Annotated in this window: 12 protein-coding genes and 1 pseudogene; 3 read left to right on the forward strand and 10 right to left on the reverse strand. The window is 70.9% G+C overall.

Annotation, left to right across the window (positions count from 1 at the left end; translation table 11 throughout):
- Positions 1–8: 8 nt before the first annotated feature.
- From ACWC0C_RS27445 to ACWC0C_RS27480, 8 genes are all read right to left on the reverse strand, one after another.
- Complete coding sequence (locus ACWC0C_RS27445) at positions 9–1,055, reverse strand: glycosyltransferase (protein ID WP_450866513.1); 1,047 nt, start codon at positions 1,053–1,055, stop codon at positions 9–11.
- Between the two features lie 74 nt (positions 1,056–1,129).
- Positions 1,130–4,690 carry a DUF4082 domain-containing protein gene (locus ACWC0C_RS27450; RefSeq protein WP_450866515.1) on the reverse strand — a complete coding sequence of 1,187 codons (3,561 nt, stop codon included), beginning with the start codon at positions 4,688–4,690 and terminating at the stop codon, positions 1,130–1,132.
- A 115-nt stretch (positions 4,691–4,805) separates the two neighbouring features.
- Positions 4,806–5,924, reverse strand: a complete 1,119-nt coding sequence (locus ACWC0C_RS27455; RefSeq protein ID WP_450866517.1) for a DegT/DnrJ/EryC1/StrS family aminotransferase — start codon at positions 5,922–5,924, stop codon at positions 4,806–4,808.
- Positions 5,925–5,974: 50 nt separating this feature from the next.
- The gene (locus ACWC0C_RS27460; RefSeq protein WP_450866518.1) at positions 5,975–6,646 is read right to left on the reverse strand and encodes an acetyltransferase; all 672 of its coding nucleotides are present in this window, start codon (positions 6,644–6,646) and stop codon (positions 5,975–5,977) included.
- Positions 6,643–7,782 carry a DegT/DnrJ/EryC1/StrS family aminotransferase gene (locus tag ACWC0C_RS27465; protein ID WP_450866520.1) on the reverse strand — a complete coding sequence of 380 codons (1,140 nt, stop codon included), beginning with the start codon at positions 7,780–7,782 and terminating at the stop codon, positions 6,643–6,645. Before ACWC0C_RS27465 ends, ACWC0C_RS27460 begins: the two co-directional genes overlap by 4 nt.
- Entirely contained in the window at positions 7,779–8,753 is a 975-nt protein-coding gene (locus tag ACWC0C_RS27470) for an NAD-dependent epimerase/dehydratase family protein (protein ID WP_450866521.1), read from the reverse strand. Before ACWC0C_RS27470 ends, ACWC0C_RS27465 begins: the two co-directional genes overlap by 4 nt.
- Before the next feature lie 30 nt (positions 8,754–8,783).
- Complete coding sequence (locus ACWC0C_RS27475) at positions 8,784–9,839, reverse strand: Gfo/Idh/MocA family protein (RefSeq protein ID WP_450866523.1); 1,056 nt, start codon at positions 9,837–9,839, stop codon at positions 8,784–8,786.
- Between the two features lie 23 nt (positions 9,840–9,862).
- Complete coding sequence (locus ACWC0C_RS27480; protein ID WP_450866525.1) at positions 9,863–11,305, reverse strand: sugar transferase; 1,443 nt, start codon at positions 11,303–11,305, stop codon at positions 9,863–9,865.
- A 345-nt stretch (positions 11,306–11,650) separates the two neighbouring features.
- Here ACWC0C_RS27480 and ACWC0C_RS27485 point away from each other — a divergent pair, with 345 nt between their 5' ends.
- From ACWC0C_RS27485 to ACWC0C_RS27495, 3 genes are read left to right on the forward strand one after another with little or no spacing between them, the layout of a single operon-like run.
- Positions 11,651–12,499: a glycosyltransferase gene (locus ACWC0C_RS27485; protein ID WP_450866527.1), complete on the forward strand. Its 849-nt coding sequence runs from the start codon at positions 11,651–11,653 to the stop codon at positions 12,497–12,499.
- A 26-nt stretch (positions 12,500–12,525) separates the two neighbouring features.
- On the forward strand, positions 12,526–13,905 hold the full coding sequence (locus ACWC0C_RS27490) for an MFS transporter (protein ID WP_450866529.1): 1,380 nt from the start codon (positions 12,526–12,528) through the stop codon (positions 13,903–13,905).
- 26 nt (positions 13,906–13,931) lie between these two features.
- Positions 13,932–14,954 carry a TolB family protein gene (locus ACWC0C_RS27495; protein WP_450866530.1) on the forward strand — a complete coding sequence of 341 codons (1,023 nt, stop codon included), beginning with the start codon at positions 13,932–13,934 and terminating at the stop codon, positions 14,952–14,954.
- Between the two features lie 322 nt (positions 14,955–15,276).
- On the opposite strand, the pseudogene ACWC0C_RS27500 reads toward ACWC0C_RS27495, so the two are convergent.
- Both ACWC0C_RS27500 and ACWC0C_RS27505 read right to left on the reverse strand, forming a co-directional pair.
- Positions 15,277–16,218, reverse strand: a pseudogene (locus tag ACWC0C_RS27500) (L-serine ammonia-lyase); the annotation flags it as partial.
- Between the two features lie 133 nt (positions 16,219–16,351).
- Positions 16,352–17,530: an NAD(P)/FAD-dependent oxidoreductase gene (locus tag ACWC0C_RS27505; protein ID WP_450866532.1), complete on the reverse strand. Its 1,179-nt coding sequence runs from the start codon at positions 17,528–17,530 to the stop codon at positions 16,352–16,354.
- Positions 17,531–17,546 lie beyond the last annotated feature (16 nt).

Here is a 17,546-nt window from a genome sequence, read left to right on the forward strand (position 1 = left end):
GTGGTTCATCAGATACCGCGGCGCTTCCACGACTCCCACCACAGCCACTCCCGGCCGCGCTCGGCGACGGCCGACCACACCAGCGGCTGCAGGTACGGCATCGCCCTCGGACCGATCCGTCTGCGCAACCGCAGCGCGCGGTACTCGGGCAGCGCCGTGTATCCCGGCAGGCACTCCTCGGCGAACGCCACGCAGTCGTCGACCGGGACGATCCGCGTCCGCCCCCGGTCGTAGGCTCGGTAGGCCCGGCGCAGCGCGTGGCGGGCGAGCCGGGTGTGGACCTCGTCGGCCAGGCGGTCGGCCTGGGGCAGCCGGTCGGCGCATTTGGCGAGCACCGAGTCGAAGGCCACGAGGCGCTGGCGCAGGTCGTCGAGCTGACCGCCGAAGTCCGTCGTGGACATGTTCTTGCCGTGGACGCGGTAGAAGGCCTGGTCGGCGCCGCGTATGTAGCCGACGTCGGCGTGTGCGGCGAGTCGCATCCACATCTCGATGTCTCCGGCGTGGGGCAGCACCGGGTCGTAACCGCCGACCGTGCGCTGGAGGCTGGTGCGGACGACGACCTCCGGCGAGGTGATGCAGCCGGTGCCCTCGCGGAAGCGCCGCTCCAGCCACCACTGCCCGGGGTAGACGACCGAGCCGGTGCTGTGCGTACGAGCCCGGGGCAGCGGGCCGCCGTTCTGGAAGCGCAGCGGGCGCCCGTAGGCGAACCCTGCCTCGGGATGGGCGTCCAGCAGGGCGGCGGCCCGGACCAGGGCGCCCGGGACCAGCCGGTCGTCGGCGGAGAGGAGCGCGACGTAGTCGCCGTCGGCCCAGTCCAGCAGGCCCTCGTTGTAGGTGGCGATATGGCCCTTGTTCGTTTCATGGACGAGGACCTCGATACGCGGATCGGAGGCGGCCAGTTTGTGCGCGACCTCCGCCGAGTCGTCGGGCGAGGCGTCGTCGATGATGAGCACCCGGACGTCGACGCCGTCCTGCTCGTCCAGGACGCTGCTGACGCAGTCGGCGAGGAAATGGCCGTACTTGTAGCAGGGGATCACAACACTGACGGTGCTCATCGATGGGCAAGCCAATCCCCGGTGGTGGTGTGCGCCGGGTTCGGCGCCGACCACCACCGGTGCGTTCCGGTCGGTCAGTTCTTCTTCTTGCGGACGGTCTTGCCGGTCAGCGTCCAGCTACGGGACTTCACCGGGTGGCGGTGGGTGTCCCAGGCCGTGATCGTGACCCTGAACCGGGTGCCGTCCGGCAACGGTGCGGACAGGTGCACGGACATCGTGTGGGTGGCCCGGTCGTAGGAGGTGACGGCCGTGACGTGGAGCTTCCTGGCGGCGGCCGCCCGGGCACCCGGCAGGATGGTCACGGTCGCCTCGACGGACGACGGCTTGACCTCGGCGGGCAGTGTCGTGACGAGGGGGTCGGCCGCGTCGGCGGTGTGTGTCACGGAGGACGCGGTCACCTCCGAGGCGGTGCCGGTTGTCAGGGAGGCGCTCGGGTTGTCGGCGGTGAAGATCGGGCCGACCCAGTAGTTCGCGGATCCATAGGAGCTGTTGGGGAAGGCCGGGTCGGTGCCGTACCGGTAGAGCCCGTTGTGGTGCGCGGTGGTGTCGGCGGTGGCGGTCAGCGGATACGACTGGTGGGCTGCCGCGAAGTAGCCGCCGTCCACCGCGTAGTTGCCGTTCGGCGCGTGGTAGGAGACGACGTACGGGGTGCCCGCGGTGACGGCCACCGGGGTGGCGAAGGTCAGCTGCTGCCAGCCGGAGGCCGTCTCGCCCGTGAAGGTGCCGGTGGCGAGCAGGGTGCCGGTGTCGGACCACAGGCTGCCGGTGTGGGTGCCCGTGTTGCCGGTGCCCTTGTAGAACGTGACGCCGGTGATCCAGCCGTTCGCCGAGGACGTGAACCGGGTGCCCAGCTCGACGGAGTTGGCGTCGCCGGTCAGGTCGGTGGTGGCCGGTACCGTGCCGGCGTTCCACAGCGTGCAGGGGCAGGTCACCGCGGGCGGGCTGGAACTGGTGGTGAAGGACCAGGTCACGGGGTCCGCCATGGCGTTGCCCCACACGTCGGCACCCTGGACGGAGGCGGTGTACGTGGTGTGCAGCGCCAGCTGCGTCGACGGTGTGAAGGTCGCCTTGTTCGACGCGGGGAGCGTGATGGTCCCCGGCAGGGTGCTGCCGCCCGGGTCCTTCACGGTGAACATCAGGCTGTCGGCGTCGACGGCCGAGCTGAACACGGCGGACACCGGTGACGTGATCGCCGTGTCGGTCGCCCCGGAGGTCGGGGAGGTCGAGGTGACGGTGGGCGGGGTCGTGCTGGCCGTCGAGGTGTCCAGCACCACGTCGACCCAGTAGTTGCTGCCGGAGGACTGTGAGGACGGGAAGGCGCTGGTCGAGCCGTAGTGGTAGACGCCGTTGCCGCCGTCGGTGCCGGACTTCAGGGCCGTGAGCGGGGCCAGGCCCGCGTCGCCGTTGGTGAAGTAGCCGCCATCGTAGGAGTATCCGCCGTTGGGCGCGAAGTACGAGGCGACATAGGTGGTGTTGGCCTTGACGCTCACCGGCGTGGCGAAGTTCAGCTGCTGCCAGCCGGAGGCCGTCTCGCCCGTGAAGGTGCCGGTGGCCAGGCGGGTGCCGGAGGCGCTCCACAGGCTGCCGGTGTGGGTTCCGGTGTTGGCGGGCGACTTGTAGAAGCGGACCGCGGTGATCGAACCGGCCACGGTGGTACGGAACTTGACGCCGAGTTCCACCGCGCTGCCGTCGCCGGCGTTGACCGTGCCGGGAACGGCCGAGGCCGGCCAGACGGTGCAGGGGCAGGCCTGGGGGCCGACGGTCACCGGGATGGTGGTGGTGGCGCCGATGTTGACGCTGTCGTCCACCGCGCGGACCTTGATGGACGCCGAGCCGGGGCTCGTCGGGGTCCAGCTGTAGCTCCAGGACGCCAGGCCCTTGGCGGCCTTCCAGGTGGTTCCGCCGTCCGTGGACACCTCCACGCGGGCCACCACGCCTCCGCCGGAGTCGGTGGCGGTGCCGGTGATGGTGACGGGTTTCAGGGCCGGGACCGTGACTCCGGAGGCCGGGCTGGTCACCGTGATGGCGGGGCCCGTCGTGTCGGTGGAGGCCGTCGCGGTGACGAGGTTGCTCTGCCGCGTCAGCGGCTGGACGCCCATGTCGGCGAGGATGTTCACGGTCGCCTGCTGCATGCGGGCGTCCTCGGTGACCACCGTGTCAGCGGGGTTGTTCGTCGGGATGTTGGTCAGCCCCCACGACCACTGCACGGTCGCCGACCCGAACACCAGGGCCCCGGAGTCCTGGTCGCGGAACTCGACGAGACTGTGCGTCGCCGTGCCGTTGCCGTACACGTTGCCCCAGTCCATGCGGTACTTGCCGTCGGTGATGTCCACCGTCGTGGAGGACAGGTCGATGGCCCCGGCGGGTCTGGTGCTGTTGTCGATGTCGCTGTCCCACTCGTAACCGAGTGTGCCGGTGGGGAAGGTGGCGGTCTGGCTCGACGTGAGGTTGGCGATGGAAGTGCCCCGCCACAGCCGGTTCCTGCCGTACGAGCCGGGGACCGTGATCGCGTCGCTGCGGTAGCCGTTCACCTGGAACATGGAGCCGGTGAGGATGTTCGGCGGCTGGTAGGTCTGGCCGTATTTGGTGCTGGCCGGATCCATCCAGGTGCCGGTCCAGATGCCGCTGGGGTCGGCGATGCCGTTGTTCTGCGCCATCTTGGTCATCTTGTAGCAGACCAGGGTACGGTCCGCCGTGCTCGTGCCGTCGATGCTCGGGGCGTACCGGGTCTTCCAGAAGACCTCGTTGCCGCTGAAGAAGGCCTCCCGCACGCCGGCCTTCCTGGCCGCCAGGACGTTGGAGTACTGGCTCTGTGTCCAGTACTCGTCATGGCCGGAGGACATGTACACCTTGTGGTTCTTCAGCAGGGTGCCGCCGTTGGCCGACACGTCCACGCCGGACAGATAGCTGACGTCGTAGCCGTTGCGTTCCAGCCAGGACAGCATCATGTACTCGGAGCCGTAGATGCCGTTGTCACCGCCGATGTCCAGCGGCCGGTTGTAGCTGACCTCGTAGGCGCGGCCGTCCGGCGCGGGCCCCGTGCCTCCGTAGAGGTCCTGGCCGCCATAGTCGTTGTAGGCCTGCCAGGTCTGGTCGCTGGTCTGCACGACGATGTCGGAGGTGCTGGAGTCCTTGCGGACGACGAACGGGTACGGCATCAGGCCGTTGTCGTCCGTCTGCGACAGGTTCGCGATGTACAGGCCGGACACGGCGTCGCTGGGCACCGTCCAGCTCGCGGTCACGGGCCAGTTGCCGCAGTCGACCAGACCGGTGCTGCTCTTGGTGGTGCAACTGGCCGGTTTGGTGATGAAGTTGGCGGGATAGGTCACCGCCGCCTGGGCCGCGGTCGACATCTCGCGGGCGCCGTCGCCGCCGTACCAGCCCAGCCGGTAGATCTCGATGTGGTACGGGGTTTTCGACTGGACCTTGAACTGGATGGTGTCACCGGCCTGGACGCTCTCCTTGGTGGAGAACCCCTTGATGTCGCCGTAGGCGTTGGGCGCAAACCAGTCGGACATCGGGGTGCCCGGCTTGGAGTTCTCGCAGACGACGGGGTTCGAGCCCGTGCCGCACGGATCGGACGCCGCCTGGGCGTGCGCGGCCTGCGGGAGCACCGCCCAAATCAATGCTGCCACGACGGCGAGGCGTACGCCCCGGATCCGTCTGCTCCATCTGTTCATGCGTACCTCTCAGCGGTGCTGTGCAGGACCGACCTGTGAAGTCGGGTTGGAGCGTGAAGCCGGTGACCGGTCAGCCTCGGAGTGCGCGGGCGAGTGTGTCCACGACGCGCTGCTGCTGGTCGGGGGTGATCTGCGGATAGAGCGGAAGGGACAGGATCCGGTCGGCCGCCTTCTCGGCGTTCGGGAAGTCGCCCCGGGTGTGGCCGAGATGGCGGTAGGCCGGTGTGAGATGGACCGGGGCGGGATAGTGCACCCCCGCGCCGATGCCCTCGGCGTTGAGCTTGCCGACGATGTCGTCGCGGTCTGCGCCGGCGACCTGGACGACGTAGAGGTGCCAGACGTGGACGTTCCCGGTGGCCGTTGTCGGGAGCACGATCCGTCCGGCGGCGGCCAGGTCGGCGAGCAACGTGTCGTAGCGGGCCGCTGCCGCCCGGCGGGCCGCGTTGCCGCCCGCCAGCCGCGCCAGCTTCGCCCGCAGGACGACGGCCTGCAGCCCGTCCAGACGGCTGTTGAACCCGGGCACGTCGTGGCGGTACTTGGCGACGCCGCCGTGGTTGGCGATCGCGCGCACCAGGCCGGCCAGTTCCCCGTCGTCGGTCAGCACGGCACCCGCGTCGCCGTAGGCCCCGAGGTTCTTGCCCGGGTAGAAGCTGGTGGCCGCGATCCCGCCGCTGCCCGGCGTCCGGCCGTCGCGGGTCGCGCCCTGGCACTGCGCGGCGTCCTCGACGACCCTTGTGCGGTCGGGAAGCCCGTCGGCCAGCGCCGTCACGTCGGCCATCTGCCCGTAGAGGTGCACGGGTACCACCGCACGGGTGGCCGGGCCGACCGCGTCCAGTGCGGCCTGAGGGTCGAGCAGGTAGGTGTCGGGCAGGCAGTCCGCGAGGACCGGCCGGGCGCCGATCCTGGCCACCGCGCCCACGGTGGCGATGAAGGTGTTGGCGGGCACCACGACCTCGTCGTCGGGCCCGACCCCGCTTGCGCGCAGGGCGAGTTCGACGGCGTCGGTGCCGTTGGCGACACCCACGCAGTGCGCGACACCGCCGAGGTCCGCGTACTCGCGCTCGAACCGGCGGACCTCTTCGCCGCCGATGAACGCGGTGTGGGCCAGGATCCGTTCGAATCCGGCCCGGATCTCGTCGGCGACTTCCTCGTGGGCCGCCTTGAGGTCCACGAGCGGTATCTGGTTCATGTCAGCGGTCCCCCCACTGTTCGCGTCGCACGGCATGTGCGCGTCGCACGTCATGTTCGCGTCGCCAGTTCGTCAAGCGCGGGCGCGTCCGCCGCGCGCAGTCGCCGGGCCGGGCTGCCCACCCAGACCTCGCCCGGCGGAACGTCGCCGAGCACGGCACTCCCCATCCCGATCAGCGACCACGCGCCGACCGTCGTGCCCTCCCGTACCAGGGCCCCGGAGCCGACATATGCGCCCCGCTCCAGCCGCGCTGCCCCGCCCAGACGGACGCCGGAGGCGAGGGTGACGTAGTCCTCGACCACGTCGTCATGGGTGAGGACGACATGCGGCATCACCGCGACATGCGCGCCCACCTGTACGGCGGCGGTCAGGACGCAGTGCGCGAGCAGGACCGAACCGGGACCGGCCTCGGACGTCTCCGACACCGCCGCCGTCGGGTGGATCACGGTGGCGTAGCGGTCCGCGGGCAGGGCGAGCCTGCGCACCAGGCGGGCGCGGGCCGCGTAGTCCCTCGGGTTGCCGACGCAGATCACCACCCGGGCGCTGGGCAGGTCGTGGACCAGGTCGCAGCCGCCGAGGACGGGTACGTCGTCCACCTCGGTGCCGTGCAGGGCGGCGTTGTCGTCCAGGTGCCCGAGCAGCTTGAACTCACCCGCGTCCCGTACGGCCTGTGCGGTCTCCCGGGCGAACCCGCCCGCGCCGACGATCACAAGTTCCTTCATCTTCGGGCCTGTTCGCGTAGTGCGGCCACGACGCGGTCCTGCTGGGTCTCGGTCATCGTGTGGAACAGCGGCAGGATCAGCGAGTCGCGGCTGATCCGCTCGGTGACCGGCAGCGGAGCGCGGGGATGGCCCGCGTAGGCGGGTTCGAGGTGCGCGGCCATGATTCCGCGCCGGGCGGAGATGCCGGCCTCGGCGAGCGCGGCGAGCAGGTCGTCCCGGCCGAGGGGGAAGTCCTCGGCCAAGAGCACCCAGTAGGACTGGAAGTTGCTCTGCCCGTGCGCGGGGTCGCGTACGGGGGTGAGGCCGGGGACGTCGTGCAGCAGCGTGTCGTAGCGGGCCGCCAGCTCGCGGCGGCGGGCGATCATCGTGTCGAGTTTGCCGAGCTGGACCAGGCCGACGGCAGCCTGGATGTCGGTCATCCGGTAGTTGTAGCCGACCTCGAGGTAGCTCTCCAGGACGGGCTTGTTGCTCGTGTGCCGGTCCGCCGCCGAGGCGTTCATCCCGTGCTCGCGCAGCCGGCGCAGGCGTGCCGCCCACTCGGCGTCGTCCGTGGTGATCATGCCGCCCTCGCCGGTCGTGACGAGCTTGCGGGGGTGGAAGGACCAGGCGGCGATCAGCGCGCCATGCCCCACGGGCTTGCCGCCGACCGTCGAGCCGATGGCGCAGGCCGCGTCCTCGACCAGGGGCAGGTCCCACTCGGCGCAGGCGGCGCGCAGAGCGTGTACGTCGGCCGGAACTCCGCCCTGGTGGACGGCGAGGACGGCCTTGGTGCGGGGGGTGCGGACCGCGTCCACGGTGGCCCTGGTCAGGTTGCCGGTGGCGGGGTCGACGTCGGCGAACACGGGCTCGGCGCCCACGTACCGTACGGCGTTGGCGGTGGCGATGAACGACAGCGAGGGCACCACGACCTCGTCGCCGGGGCCGAGGCTGAGCGCGACGAGGGACAGATGGAGGGCGGTGGTGCAGGAGCTGACGGCGATGCCGTGCTCGGCGCCCACCCGCTCCGCGAAGGCCTTCTCGAAGGCGGCGACCCGGGGGCCCTGGGCGACCCACCCGGACAGCACCGCGTCGGAGGCGGCCCGGGCCTCCTCCTCGCCGAGCCAGGGGATCATCACCGGGATGCGGTCGGTGCTCACTCGGCCGCCTCCCGCTCCGCGCGCCACCACTCGACCAGGTCGTGCAGCCCGGTGCGCAGGTCGATCTGCGCGGTGAACCCGAGCCGTTCGGCGGCCTGTGAGGTGTCCGCGAGCCGCCGCGTCACCCCGTTGACCGCGCGGGCGGGCCCGTGCACCGGCGCCAGGTCCGGTGCCCCCATCGCCTCCAGCAGGCCCTCGGCGAGTTCCTTCAGCGACGTCTCCGTACCGCTGGCGACGTTGAACACCTCGTCGGTGAGATCCGACTCGGCGGCCAGCACATTGGCTCTGGCTATGTCTCTGACGTCGACGAAGTCCATGGTCTGTGTGCCGTCGCCGAGGATCAGCGGCGGCTCGCCCGCCTCGATGCGCTCCATCCAGCGGATGAGGACCTCGGTGTAGAGGCCGTGGATGTCCATGCGGGGGCCGTAGACGTTGAAGTAGCGCAGTGCCACGTAGTCCAGGCCGTGCATGGCGTGGAAGCTGCGCAGCATGCCCTCGTTGAAGGCCTTCGCCGCGCCGTAGAAGGTGTCGTTGTTGTACGGGTGATGGCGCTCGGTCGTCGGAAAGGTCTCGGCCATGCCGTAGACGGACGCCGAGGACGAGGCGATCACCTTGCCCACCCCGGCCTCGGCCGCCGCCTCCAGGACGTTGAAGGTGCCGTCGACCAGGACCTCGTTGGCGAGCCGTGGCTCCTCCGCGCACTGGGTGATGCGGATCGCGGCGAGGTGGAACACCAGGTCGGCGCCCTCGGTGACCTTCCGTACGGTGCCGGCGTCACGGATGTCGCCCTCGACGACCTGCACGACGCCGCTGCCCATGGCCTGGGCGAGGTTGCCCATCCGCCCGCGCACGAAGTTGTCCAGCACCACGATCTCGCGGGCGCCGCCCTCGGCCAGGAGGTCGACGAGGTTCGAGCCGATGGTGCCCGCTCCCCCGGTGACCAGGATCTTCTTGCCTCGTACGCTGCTCAACTGCCTTGCCCTCTCAATGGGTTGAAATCGTCAACGCCCGGCGCGCAGGCCGACGACCGCGCCCCGGAACTCCAGGCTCCGGGAGGCCGCTTCGAGAATGTCCAGGACGCGCAGGCCCGCCCGGCCGTCGGTCAGCGGTGCCCGCTTGTCCGTGATGGCGTCGGCGAATTCGTCGACCATGCTGCGCAGCGCTTCCTTCTCACCGATCGCGGGGGCGACCATGTCGCCGGAGCGGTACGAGACGAGCATCTCCCGGCGCTCATCCGCGCCGATCTCCTGCGGCGCGGCCAGGTCCACGCCCCGGTCGTAGATCGCCACCCGCTGCAGGGGGTTGAGGTCGTCCCAGACCAGGGTGCGCTTGGCGCCGCCGACCATGGTGGTCCGCACCTTGGTCGGGGAGAGCCAGTTGACGTGCACGTGGGCGATGGCCCCGGTGTTGAGCTGCAGCGTCAGATAGGCCACGCACGCCTGTCCGGCGCCGATCGGGTCGGCCCCGTGGGCGGCGACGGCGACCGGTTCGACGGTGTCGGGGAGGATGAAGTCCAGGATCGACAGGTCGTGCGGGGCCAGGTCCCACAGGACGTCGATGTCCTTCTGGACGAGCCCGAGGTTGATGCGGACCGAGTCGACGAAGTGGATCTCGCCCAGTTCCCCGGAGCGGACCAGTTCCCGGATGCGGGCCACGGCGGGCGTGTAGCAGTAGGTGTGATCGCACATCAGGGTCAGACCGCGTTCTTCTGCCTCGGCCACCAGGTGCATTCCGTCGGCGTAGGTCGCCGCGAGCGGCTTCTCCACGAGGACGTGCTTGCCGGCGCGCAGCGCGGCCAGGGCGATGTCGAGGTGGGTTCCGGCAGGTGTGGCCACGGCGACGGCGGTGACGGAAGGGTCGGCCAGGACGGCCGCGTAGTCCGAGGTGGCCTGGACCGTCGAGTAGCCGCCGAGGACCCGCTGCGCCCGGTCCACGTCGAGGTCGCACAGCCAGCGCAGCCGGAACCGCTCGCTGGCCTGGAAGTTGCGTACGAGGTTGGGGCCCCAGTATCCGGCCCCGACGACCGCGACCCCCAACGGCTCCGTGGTCTGCGTCACTTGCTTCCTCTTCCCTCGGTCCATCAGTACGCCCCCGTTCCCCGCACCACTGCCGACCCGGTGCGCAGCAGGATCGACACGTCGAGGCTCATCGACCAGTTGTCCACGTATCCGAGATCGAGCCGGACCGCCTCGTCCCAGGGCAGGTCTGAGCGTCCGCTCACCTGCCACAGCCCCGTGAGGCCGGGCTTCACGAGCAACCGGCGTTTGACCTCGGGCGGATATCCCTCCACCTCCTCGGGCAGCGACGGGCGCGGGCCGACGAGTGACATATGGCCGCTGATCACGTTGATCAGCTGCGGCAGTTCGTCGAGTGAGCAGCGCCGCAGCACCGAGCCGACCCGGGTGACCCGTGGGTCCTGCTTCACCTTGAACAGCAGCCCGTCGCTGTTCTGGTTGAGGTGCTCCAGTTCCGCCCGGAGTGCCTCCGAGTCCGGCCGCATGGTGCGGAACTTCAGCATGGTGAAGTGGTTGCCGTAGCGGCCCACCCGGCGCTGGCGGAACAGTGCCGGCCCGGAGCTGTCCATCCGGACGATCAGGGCGATCATCAGCATGGGGAGCAGCAGGATCAGCAGGAGCGTCGCCGCGAGCGCCCGGTCCAGCAGTTCCTTGGGCAACCGGGAGACCCGGGAGAGGTTCGGCGCCTGTATGCGTACCAGCGGCACGCCGTTGGTGGAGCGTATGGCCAGCCGGGAGGCGGTGATGTCGGCCAGTACGGGGGCCAGCAGGAAGTCGGCGCCCTGGACGGCCGCCGTCCAGGACATCCGGCGCAGGACGGCGGCGTCGAACCCGGGTGCCGGAAGCGCCACCACGGTGCTGATGCCCATGGCCCGGATGACGTCATGCATGTCGCCGACGCCGCCGAGGACGGGGAGCCCCAGCTTGCGGATCTCCACCGCGTTGTCCGGATCGCTCAGGCACACCCCGGCGACCTGCAGTTCCTGTGTGCCGCCCGCGCGCCGCAGCACGGTGACCAGCTCCACGATGCCGCGGGACGGCCCGACCAGGAGCGTCGCGCTCCGGTCCCGGCCCCGCGCCCATCGGCTGTGCAGCCGGCGGCGGAGCGTGTACCGGACCGGCAGGGCGATCGCGACAGCCGGGGCCGCGGCCGTGATCATGTCATGAAGGAGGCCCATGTCGTGTCTGAACAGCCAGTACGCGCACACGGCCAGCGCGGGCAGCGTGACGGCGCCGCGCAGCACCCGCAGATACTCCTCGGGCCCCAGGCCGAGGGCGCTGCGATCGTAGGAGCGATGGGCCAGCATCGCCACGATCCACATCGGGGGCAGCACCAGGGCCACGGCCCAGCGGCCGTACGCCCCGTGGATCACCAAGGCCGCGGCGGCGGCTGCGAGACCGTCCGCGACCAGCAGGACTAACCGGTACTTCCTTTCCCAACGTCTTCGGCGAGTTGCCGGACGTCTGTGTTCCACTACCAGTTGCTCATGCGTGACCTCGATGGTCATGGACCCCCCACCACATGCGCAGCTACACCCCTGACCGAACAAAACCCGGCATACGGTCGCAAGTCCGTAGCCAGGGCCGGATCAGCGCCGATGTGTCTCCTCAGCACAGCGGCACTGGTGAAAGAGGGAGCCCTCAGCGGTTCCCCAACCGCCCCATGCTCCCTGCATGTTGGTTACTGCCTGTTTCGCGTCCGGTTCACAATGTCATGCCTTGACGTGCCGTCAAGAGCGCGTCGCCCTCCCAAACCGGTCCGGCGGGCCTCAATCTAGACCACTGGGCGCAGCCTCGGGAACGGTTGGACGAAACACACGGCGCAATGGCGACACCGACGGCATACTGCCCGGGTGACGAGCATCGTGATCCCGGCTCACAATGAGGCGCGCGTCATCGGCCGGCTCCTGGATTCGCTGCTGGCCGATCCCTCCGAGGACGAGACCGACATCGTGGTCGTGTGCAACGGCTGTACGGATGACACCGCGCGGATCGCGGCCGCCCGCGGCCCGCGCGTGCGGGTGGTCGAGATACCCGTCCCCTCCAAGCACGCCGCCCTGCGCACCGGCGACGACCACGCGCGCGGCTTCCCCCGCGTCTACGTGGACGCCGACGTGGTGATCACGGGCGCCGACGTACGGGCGCTGACGGAGCCCCTGACCGACGACGCCTCGGGCATCCTCGCCACCGCCCCCGAACGTCGGATCCCGCTCGCCGCCTGCACATGGCGGGTGCGTGCCTACTACCAGGTGTGGCAGCGCCTCCCCGCCATACGCGAGGGACTGTTCGGCCGAGGTGTCATCGCGGTCTCCAAGGCCGGGCACGCCCGGATCGCCGCACTGCCGCCGCTGATGGCGGACGACCTGGCCGCGTCCCTGGCGTTCGCCCCGCGGGAGCGGCGCGTGGTCGGCGCGGCCCGGGTCGTGGTCCACCCGCCGCGCACATGGCCGGACTTGATCCGTCGGCGGATCCGGGCCGCGGTGTCCACCGCCCAGGTCGAACAGCACCAGCGACCGGAAGAGGCTTCGGCACGCACGAGCACGGCGGATCTCAAGGCCATGCTCCGCAAGGAGCCGAAGCTCTTCGCGGGTGTCGTCGTCTTCGTCGCCGCCGCGCTCGTCGCCCGGCGAGAGGCCCAAAAGGCCATCCGGGCACAGGACTTCGGTACCTGGCTCCGGGACGAGAGCAGCCGGCAGAACTGAGCTCACCCCACCTGGAGCCCCTGATCATGTATCTCACCGACCGCTCCACAGCTCCGCGGGCGGACACCGAGCCCGGCCGAAGACGCGGCTCGGGGCACAAGGTGGCCCCGGTCGTGCTCGTGCTCGGCACGGTCAGCCTGGTCACCGACGTCTCCTCGGAGATGGTCACCGCCGTGCTGCCGCTCTACCTGGTGACCCAACTCGGCTTCAGCCCACTGGGATTCGGCACCCTCGACGGCGTCTACAACGGCGTCAGCGCGCTGGTCCAGCTCACCGGCGGCCACCTCGCCGACCGGGTGCGGGGCCACAAGCTGATCGCAGGGCTCGGCTACGGCCTGTCCGCGCTGTGCAAGCCGCTGCTCCTGCTCGCGAGCAGCCTCGGCACCATCGGCACGGTCCTCGCCGTGGAACGGACCGGCAAGGGCCTGCGCACCGCCCCGCGCGACGCGATGATCTCCCTGTCCACGCCGCCCGGGAGCCAGGGCCGGGCCTTCGGCGTACACCGGGCGATGGACACCACCGGTGCGATGCTCGGCCCGCTGGCGGCCTTCCTCATCCTGCGTGTGGCGGCCGACGGCTACGACGCCGTGTTCGGCGTGAGCGCGTGCGTCGCCACGCTCGGCGTGCTCGTACTGGTCCTGTTCGTACCGGGCAGGCGGCAACGCGCGCAGACGGGCGACGTAGGCATGACGGCCGACGCGGGTATGACGGGCGACGCAGGGAGGGCGGACGACGCAGGGACAGCGGACGGCACAGGGACGGCGGGCGGCACAGGGACGGCGGGCGGCACAGGGACGGCGGACGGCGGGCGGCCCGTCCGCATGCGCGAAGTGCTGACGCTGCTGCGCCTGCCTCGGCTGCGGGCCCTCTCCGTCTGTGCCGCGCTGCTCGGCCTGACGACCGTGAGCGACGCCTTCGTCTACCTGCTCCTGCAACGGCGGGCGGGCGTCGGCGAGCAGTGGTTCACGCTGCTGCCGCTGGGCACCGCCGTCGTGTTCCTGCTGCTGGCCGTGCCGGTGGGCGCGCTGGCCGACCGGGTCGGGCGGCGCACCGTGTTCCTCGCCGGGCACGCGGGTCTGCTCGCCGGATACGCCCTCCTGTTGTGGGCCCCGGCCACGCCGGTCCTTCCCTGTCTCGTACTCGCCCTGCACGGCACGTTCTACGCGGCCACGGACGGCGTACTTCCCGCGGCCCTCGCCGGCATCGTGCCCGAGCGGCTGCGCGCCAGCGGTCTCGCCATCGTCGGCACCAGCCAGGCGCTGGCCCGGTTCTGCTGCTCGCTGGCCTTCGGCGCCGCCTGGACGGTGTGGGGAGACGGCCCGGCGCTGGCCGGATCGGCGCTCGGCCTGCTGTGCTGCGCCGCCGTCGCGGGCATGGTGCTGCGACCTTCCGGCGGGGCCCGATGACGACCACCTCAGCCACAAGGATCCGGATGACTCCGCTGCGCCTCCGCCTGCTCCTACTCGTCACGGCGGTGCTGCTCCTCGGGAGCCTGGGAACCGGCATGGTCCTGCACGCCGCCTCCCGCGCGGACCGGGCGAACCAGCCGCAGTCGGGCGGCCCCGCCGTCAGCGCCGGCAAGGTGCTGCTCGGCCAGAAGGGCCGCGTGACGTTCCTCAACGCGGCCGCCGGCCCGCACCGCACCGCGGTCGCCTCGGTCCCGGCGGCCGATCCCAGGGGCGAGCGGGTCGCCTCAAGCCTGAAATGCGCGCGCTTCTACGCGGCGGGCGGCACGGGCGTCTGTCTCCAGTCCGTCCCCGGAGTCCTCAAGCAGAGCAATCGTGTCCTGCTCCTGGACGCCGGTCTGCGCACCCTGCACACCTTCCCGCTCGCGGGCACCCCCAGCCGGGCCCGGGTCTCACCGAGCGGCCGCTTCGTCGCCTGGACCGTCTTCGTCTCCGGCGAGTCCTATTCGTCCGCCTTCTTCTCCACCCGGACCTCGATCCTGGACACCCGCACCATGCGGCTGACTCCGAGTCTGGAGTCGTTCGCCATCGTCAAGGACGGCACGCCCTACCACGCCTCGGACGTCAACTTCTGGGGCGTCACCTTCGCCTCCGACGACGACACCTTCTACGCCACCCTCAGCACCGCGAACCACACCTACCTGGTCCGGGGCTCCCTCTCCCGGCGTACGGTCACCACCCTGGTCCAGAACGTGGAGTGCCCCTCGCTCTCCCCCGACGGGACCCGCGTCGCGTTCAAGAAGCGGGTCCTGTCCGGTACGGCCCTCTGGCACGAGTACGTCCTCGACCTGCGCACCCTGCACGAGACCGCGCTCGCCGAGCGCCACAGCGTCGACGACCAGGCCGCCTGGCTCGACGATCACACCGTCGCCTATGCCCTGCCCACCAATGGCAAGGTCGGCAGCAACGACCTGTGGAGCGTGCCCGCCGACGGCACGGGAACCCCCCGTCTGCTGATCGCGGGCGCCTCTTCCCCCGCGCCGCTGTAGGCCGGGACCCAACGCCGCCGCGTACGTGTCCGCCGTCGCCGCCACGGCCGCGCCCCTCCGGGCGGAGAGTGACGGGTCGTCGGCGAAGGCGCACCGGGCCGGCCGCCGACCTCGGCGGCGATCACGGGCGTCCCGCGGGCTTGCGCCTCTACCACCACCAGGCCGAAGGCACGACGATGGCCACCTCCTCGGCCCGGCCCACGATCGCCAACGGTCTGCCGCCCAGTGGCTCGGTGACCCTTCCCACGGCCTCCGTTCCTCAGCACTCGATGACGTTCACCGCGAGGCCGCCACGGGCGGTCTCCTTGTACTTCACCTTCATGTCGGCGCCGGGGACGAAGTTGATGTAGTAGTGCAGGACCGCCGGGATGATGCCGGCCGCGCCGTTCGTCGGGGCGGTCACGACCCGGCCGCCGGCGGCGTTCTCCTCGTTCACCGCCATCGCGTAGAGGGTGACCCACTCCATCGCCCGGCCCACCGGATCGCCCTCGCTGCGCAGCGCCCGGGCCGCCGCCGCGGCCCGTCGGCGGACCTTCAGGCCGCCGGGGAGGATGCCCTCGATGGACAGTCCGCGGGAGACGCAGCCTTCCATGACCCGCCAGATGCCCAGCAGACCCGCGCGGATCTCCTCCTCGGTACGCCAGGCCTTCTCGTTCTCCAGCATCAGCGCGGAGATGGACAGGCCGGTTTCGCGGGCGAGACGCAGCAACTCGTCACCGGTGCGGAACGGGTGGGCCACCTCGGTGCCGTCGGCCTTGATCCGATCGGCACCTACGGCGTCCTCGTCGACCACGAAGCCGCCGCCGACCGAGTAGTACGTCTTCGTCAGCAGCGGCACACCATCGGCGTCGTATGCGCACAGGATCATGCCGTTGGCGTGGTACGGCAGTGCGCGCCGGCGGTGCAGGATCAGCTGGGTCGGGGCGTCGAAGTCGATCTCGTGGGCGGAACCGATCTCGGCACCGAGGAGGCGGATGCGCCGGGTGGTGCGGATCCGCTCGACGTCCAGGTCGGCCTGGGTGACATCGACCGTGTGCGGTTCGTTGCCCTCCAGGCCGAGCAGGACGGCCTTGGGGGTGCCGTGTCCGTGGCCGGTGGCGCCGAGGGAACCGAACAGCTCCGCTCGCACCGCGGCGGTCTGGGCCAGTACGCCGTCCTTCTTCAGCCGGGCGGCGAACATCGCGGCGGCGCGCATCGGGCCCACGGTGTGCGAGCTGGACGGACCGATGCCGATGGAGAACAGGTCGAAGACGCTGATTGCCACGCCATACTCCGGGGATGGGCGGGGCGCGCCGAGCGGTCCCGGGCACGCCCGTACGGGAGGGTTTTCGGTTACAGGCCCGGGTGGCCCGCGGCGTACGTGTCAGGCTGGTGGAAGGGGAGTTGAGGCGCCGGGCTCATGAGGTGGCGGGCACGGCGGCGGGGGTGAGGGTGCGGCGGAGTCGGTTGAACAGCTTCGGCTGGTTCAGGGAGAGCACCGCGACCGGGGTGTCCCCGCGCCGGTAGACGGCGGTGAAGGAACGGCTGTCGAGGGCGCCGTCGACGACCTGGGGTTCGGCTCCGGGAGCTACATGTCCGGCGAGTTGGATGCGCACCTGGTACTGGTCGGACCAGAAGTAGGGCGCGGTGACGGGGGCGGGGGCCGACACGCCCGAGAGCAGCGTGCGGGCGGCGGTTCTCCCCTGCTCCGTGGCATTGCTCCAGTGCTCGATGCGCGCGTGCCGCCCGGTGAACGGGTTGGGGCAGCGGGCGACGTCACCGACGGCGACCACGCCCGGCACGCCCGTGGCACAGCCCGCATCGCACACCACGCCGTCGTCCACCGGTACGCCGGAACCGGCGAGCCAGTCGGTGGCGGGCCGCACGCCCACCCCGACAACCACGATGTCGGCCGGCAGCACCCGCCCGTCCGCCAGCCGCACTCCGGTGACCCGGCGCTCGCCGATGAGTCCCGCCACGCCGATCCCGCACAGCAGGCCGACCCCGTGATCACTGTGGAGCGAGGAGCACACCAGCCCCATCTCGCGCCCCAGTTGGCGCTCCAGCGGTACGTCGAGCGCCTCGACGACGGTGACGTGGAGGCCGAGCCGGTGGGCGGTGGACGCCACTTCGGCGCCGATGAAACCGGCGCCGATGACGACGACCCGGGGCAGACCGTTCAGCAGCTCGGCGCGCAGGGCCTGGGCGTCGTCCAGGGTGCGCAGGGTGTGGACGCCGGCCAGTCTGTCCGCGCCGGGGAGCGTCCGGGGAGTGGCTCCGGTGGCGATGACGACCTGGTCGGTGCGCAGCCGGCGCCCTCCGGTCAGAGTGATCGAGCGGTCCGCGGGGTCGAGCCGCACCGCTCGCTCGCCGAGCACCCACTCCACGTCCAGGTCTTCGTACTCGCCCGCGTCACCGAGCGCGAGAGCGCCGACGTCGAGGTCGCCCTTGAGGAAGTCCTTGGACAACGGAGGGCGGTCGTAGGGCAGGTAGCGCTCCTCCCCCACGACGACGATGCCGCCCTCGTAGCCCTCCGCGCGCAGTGCGCGGACCGTGCTCAGCCCTGCCAGCGATGCTCCGACGACGGTGATGGTCATGGGGGAACCTCCGGAT

It is taken from the genome of Streptomyces sp. NPDC001709 (assembly GCF_053596375.1).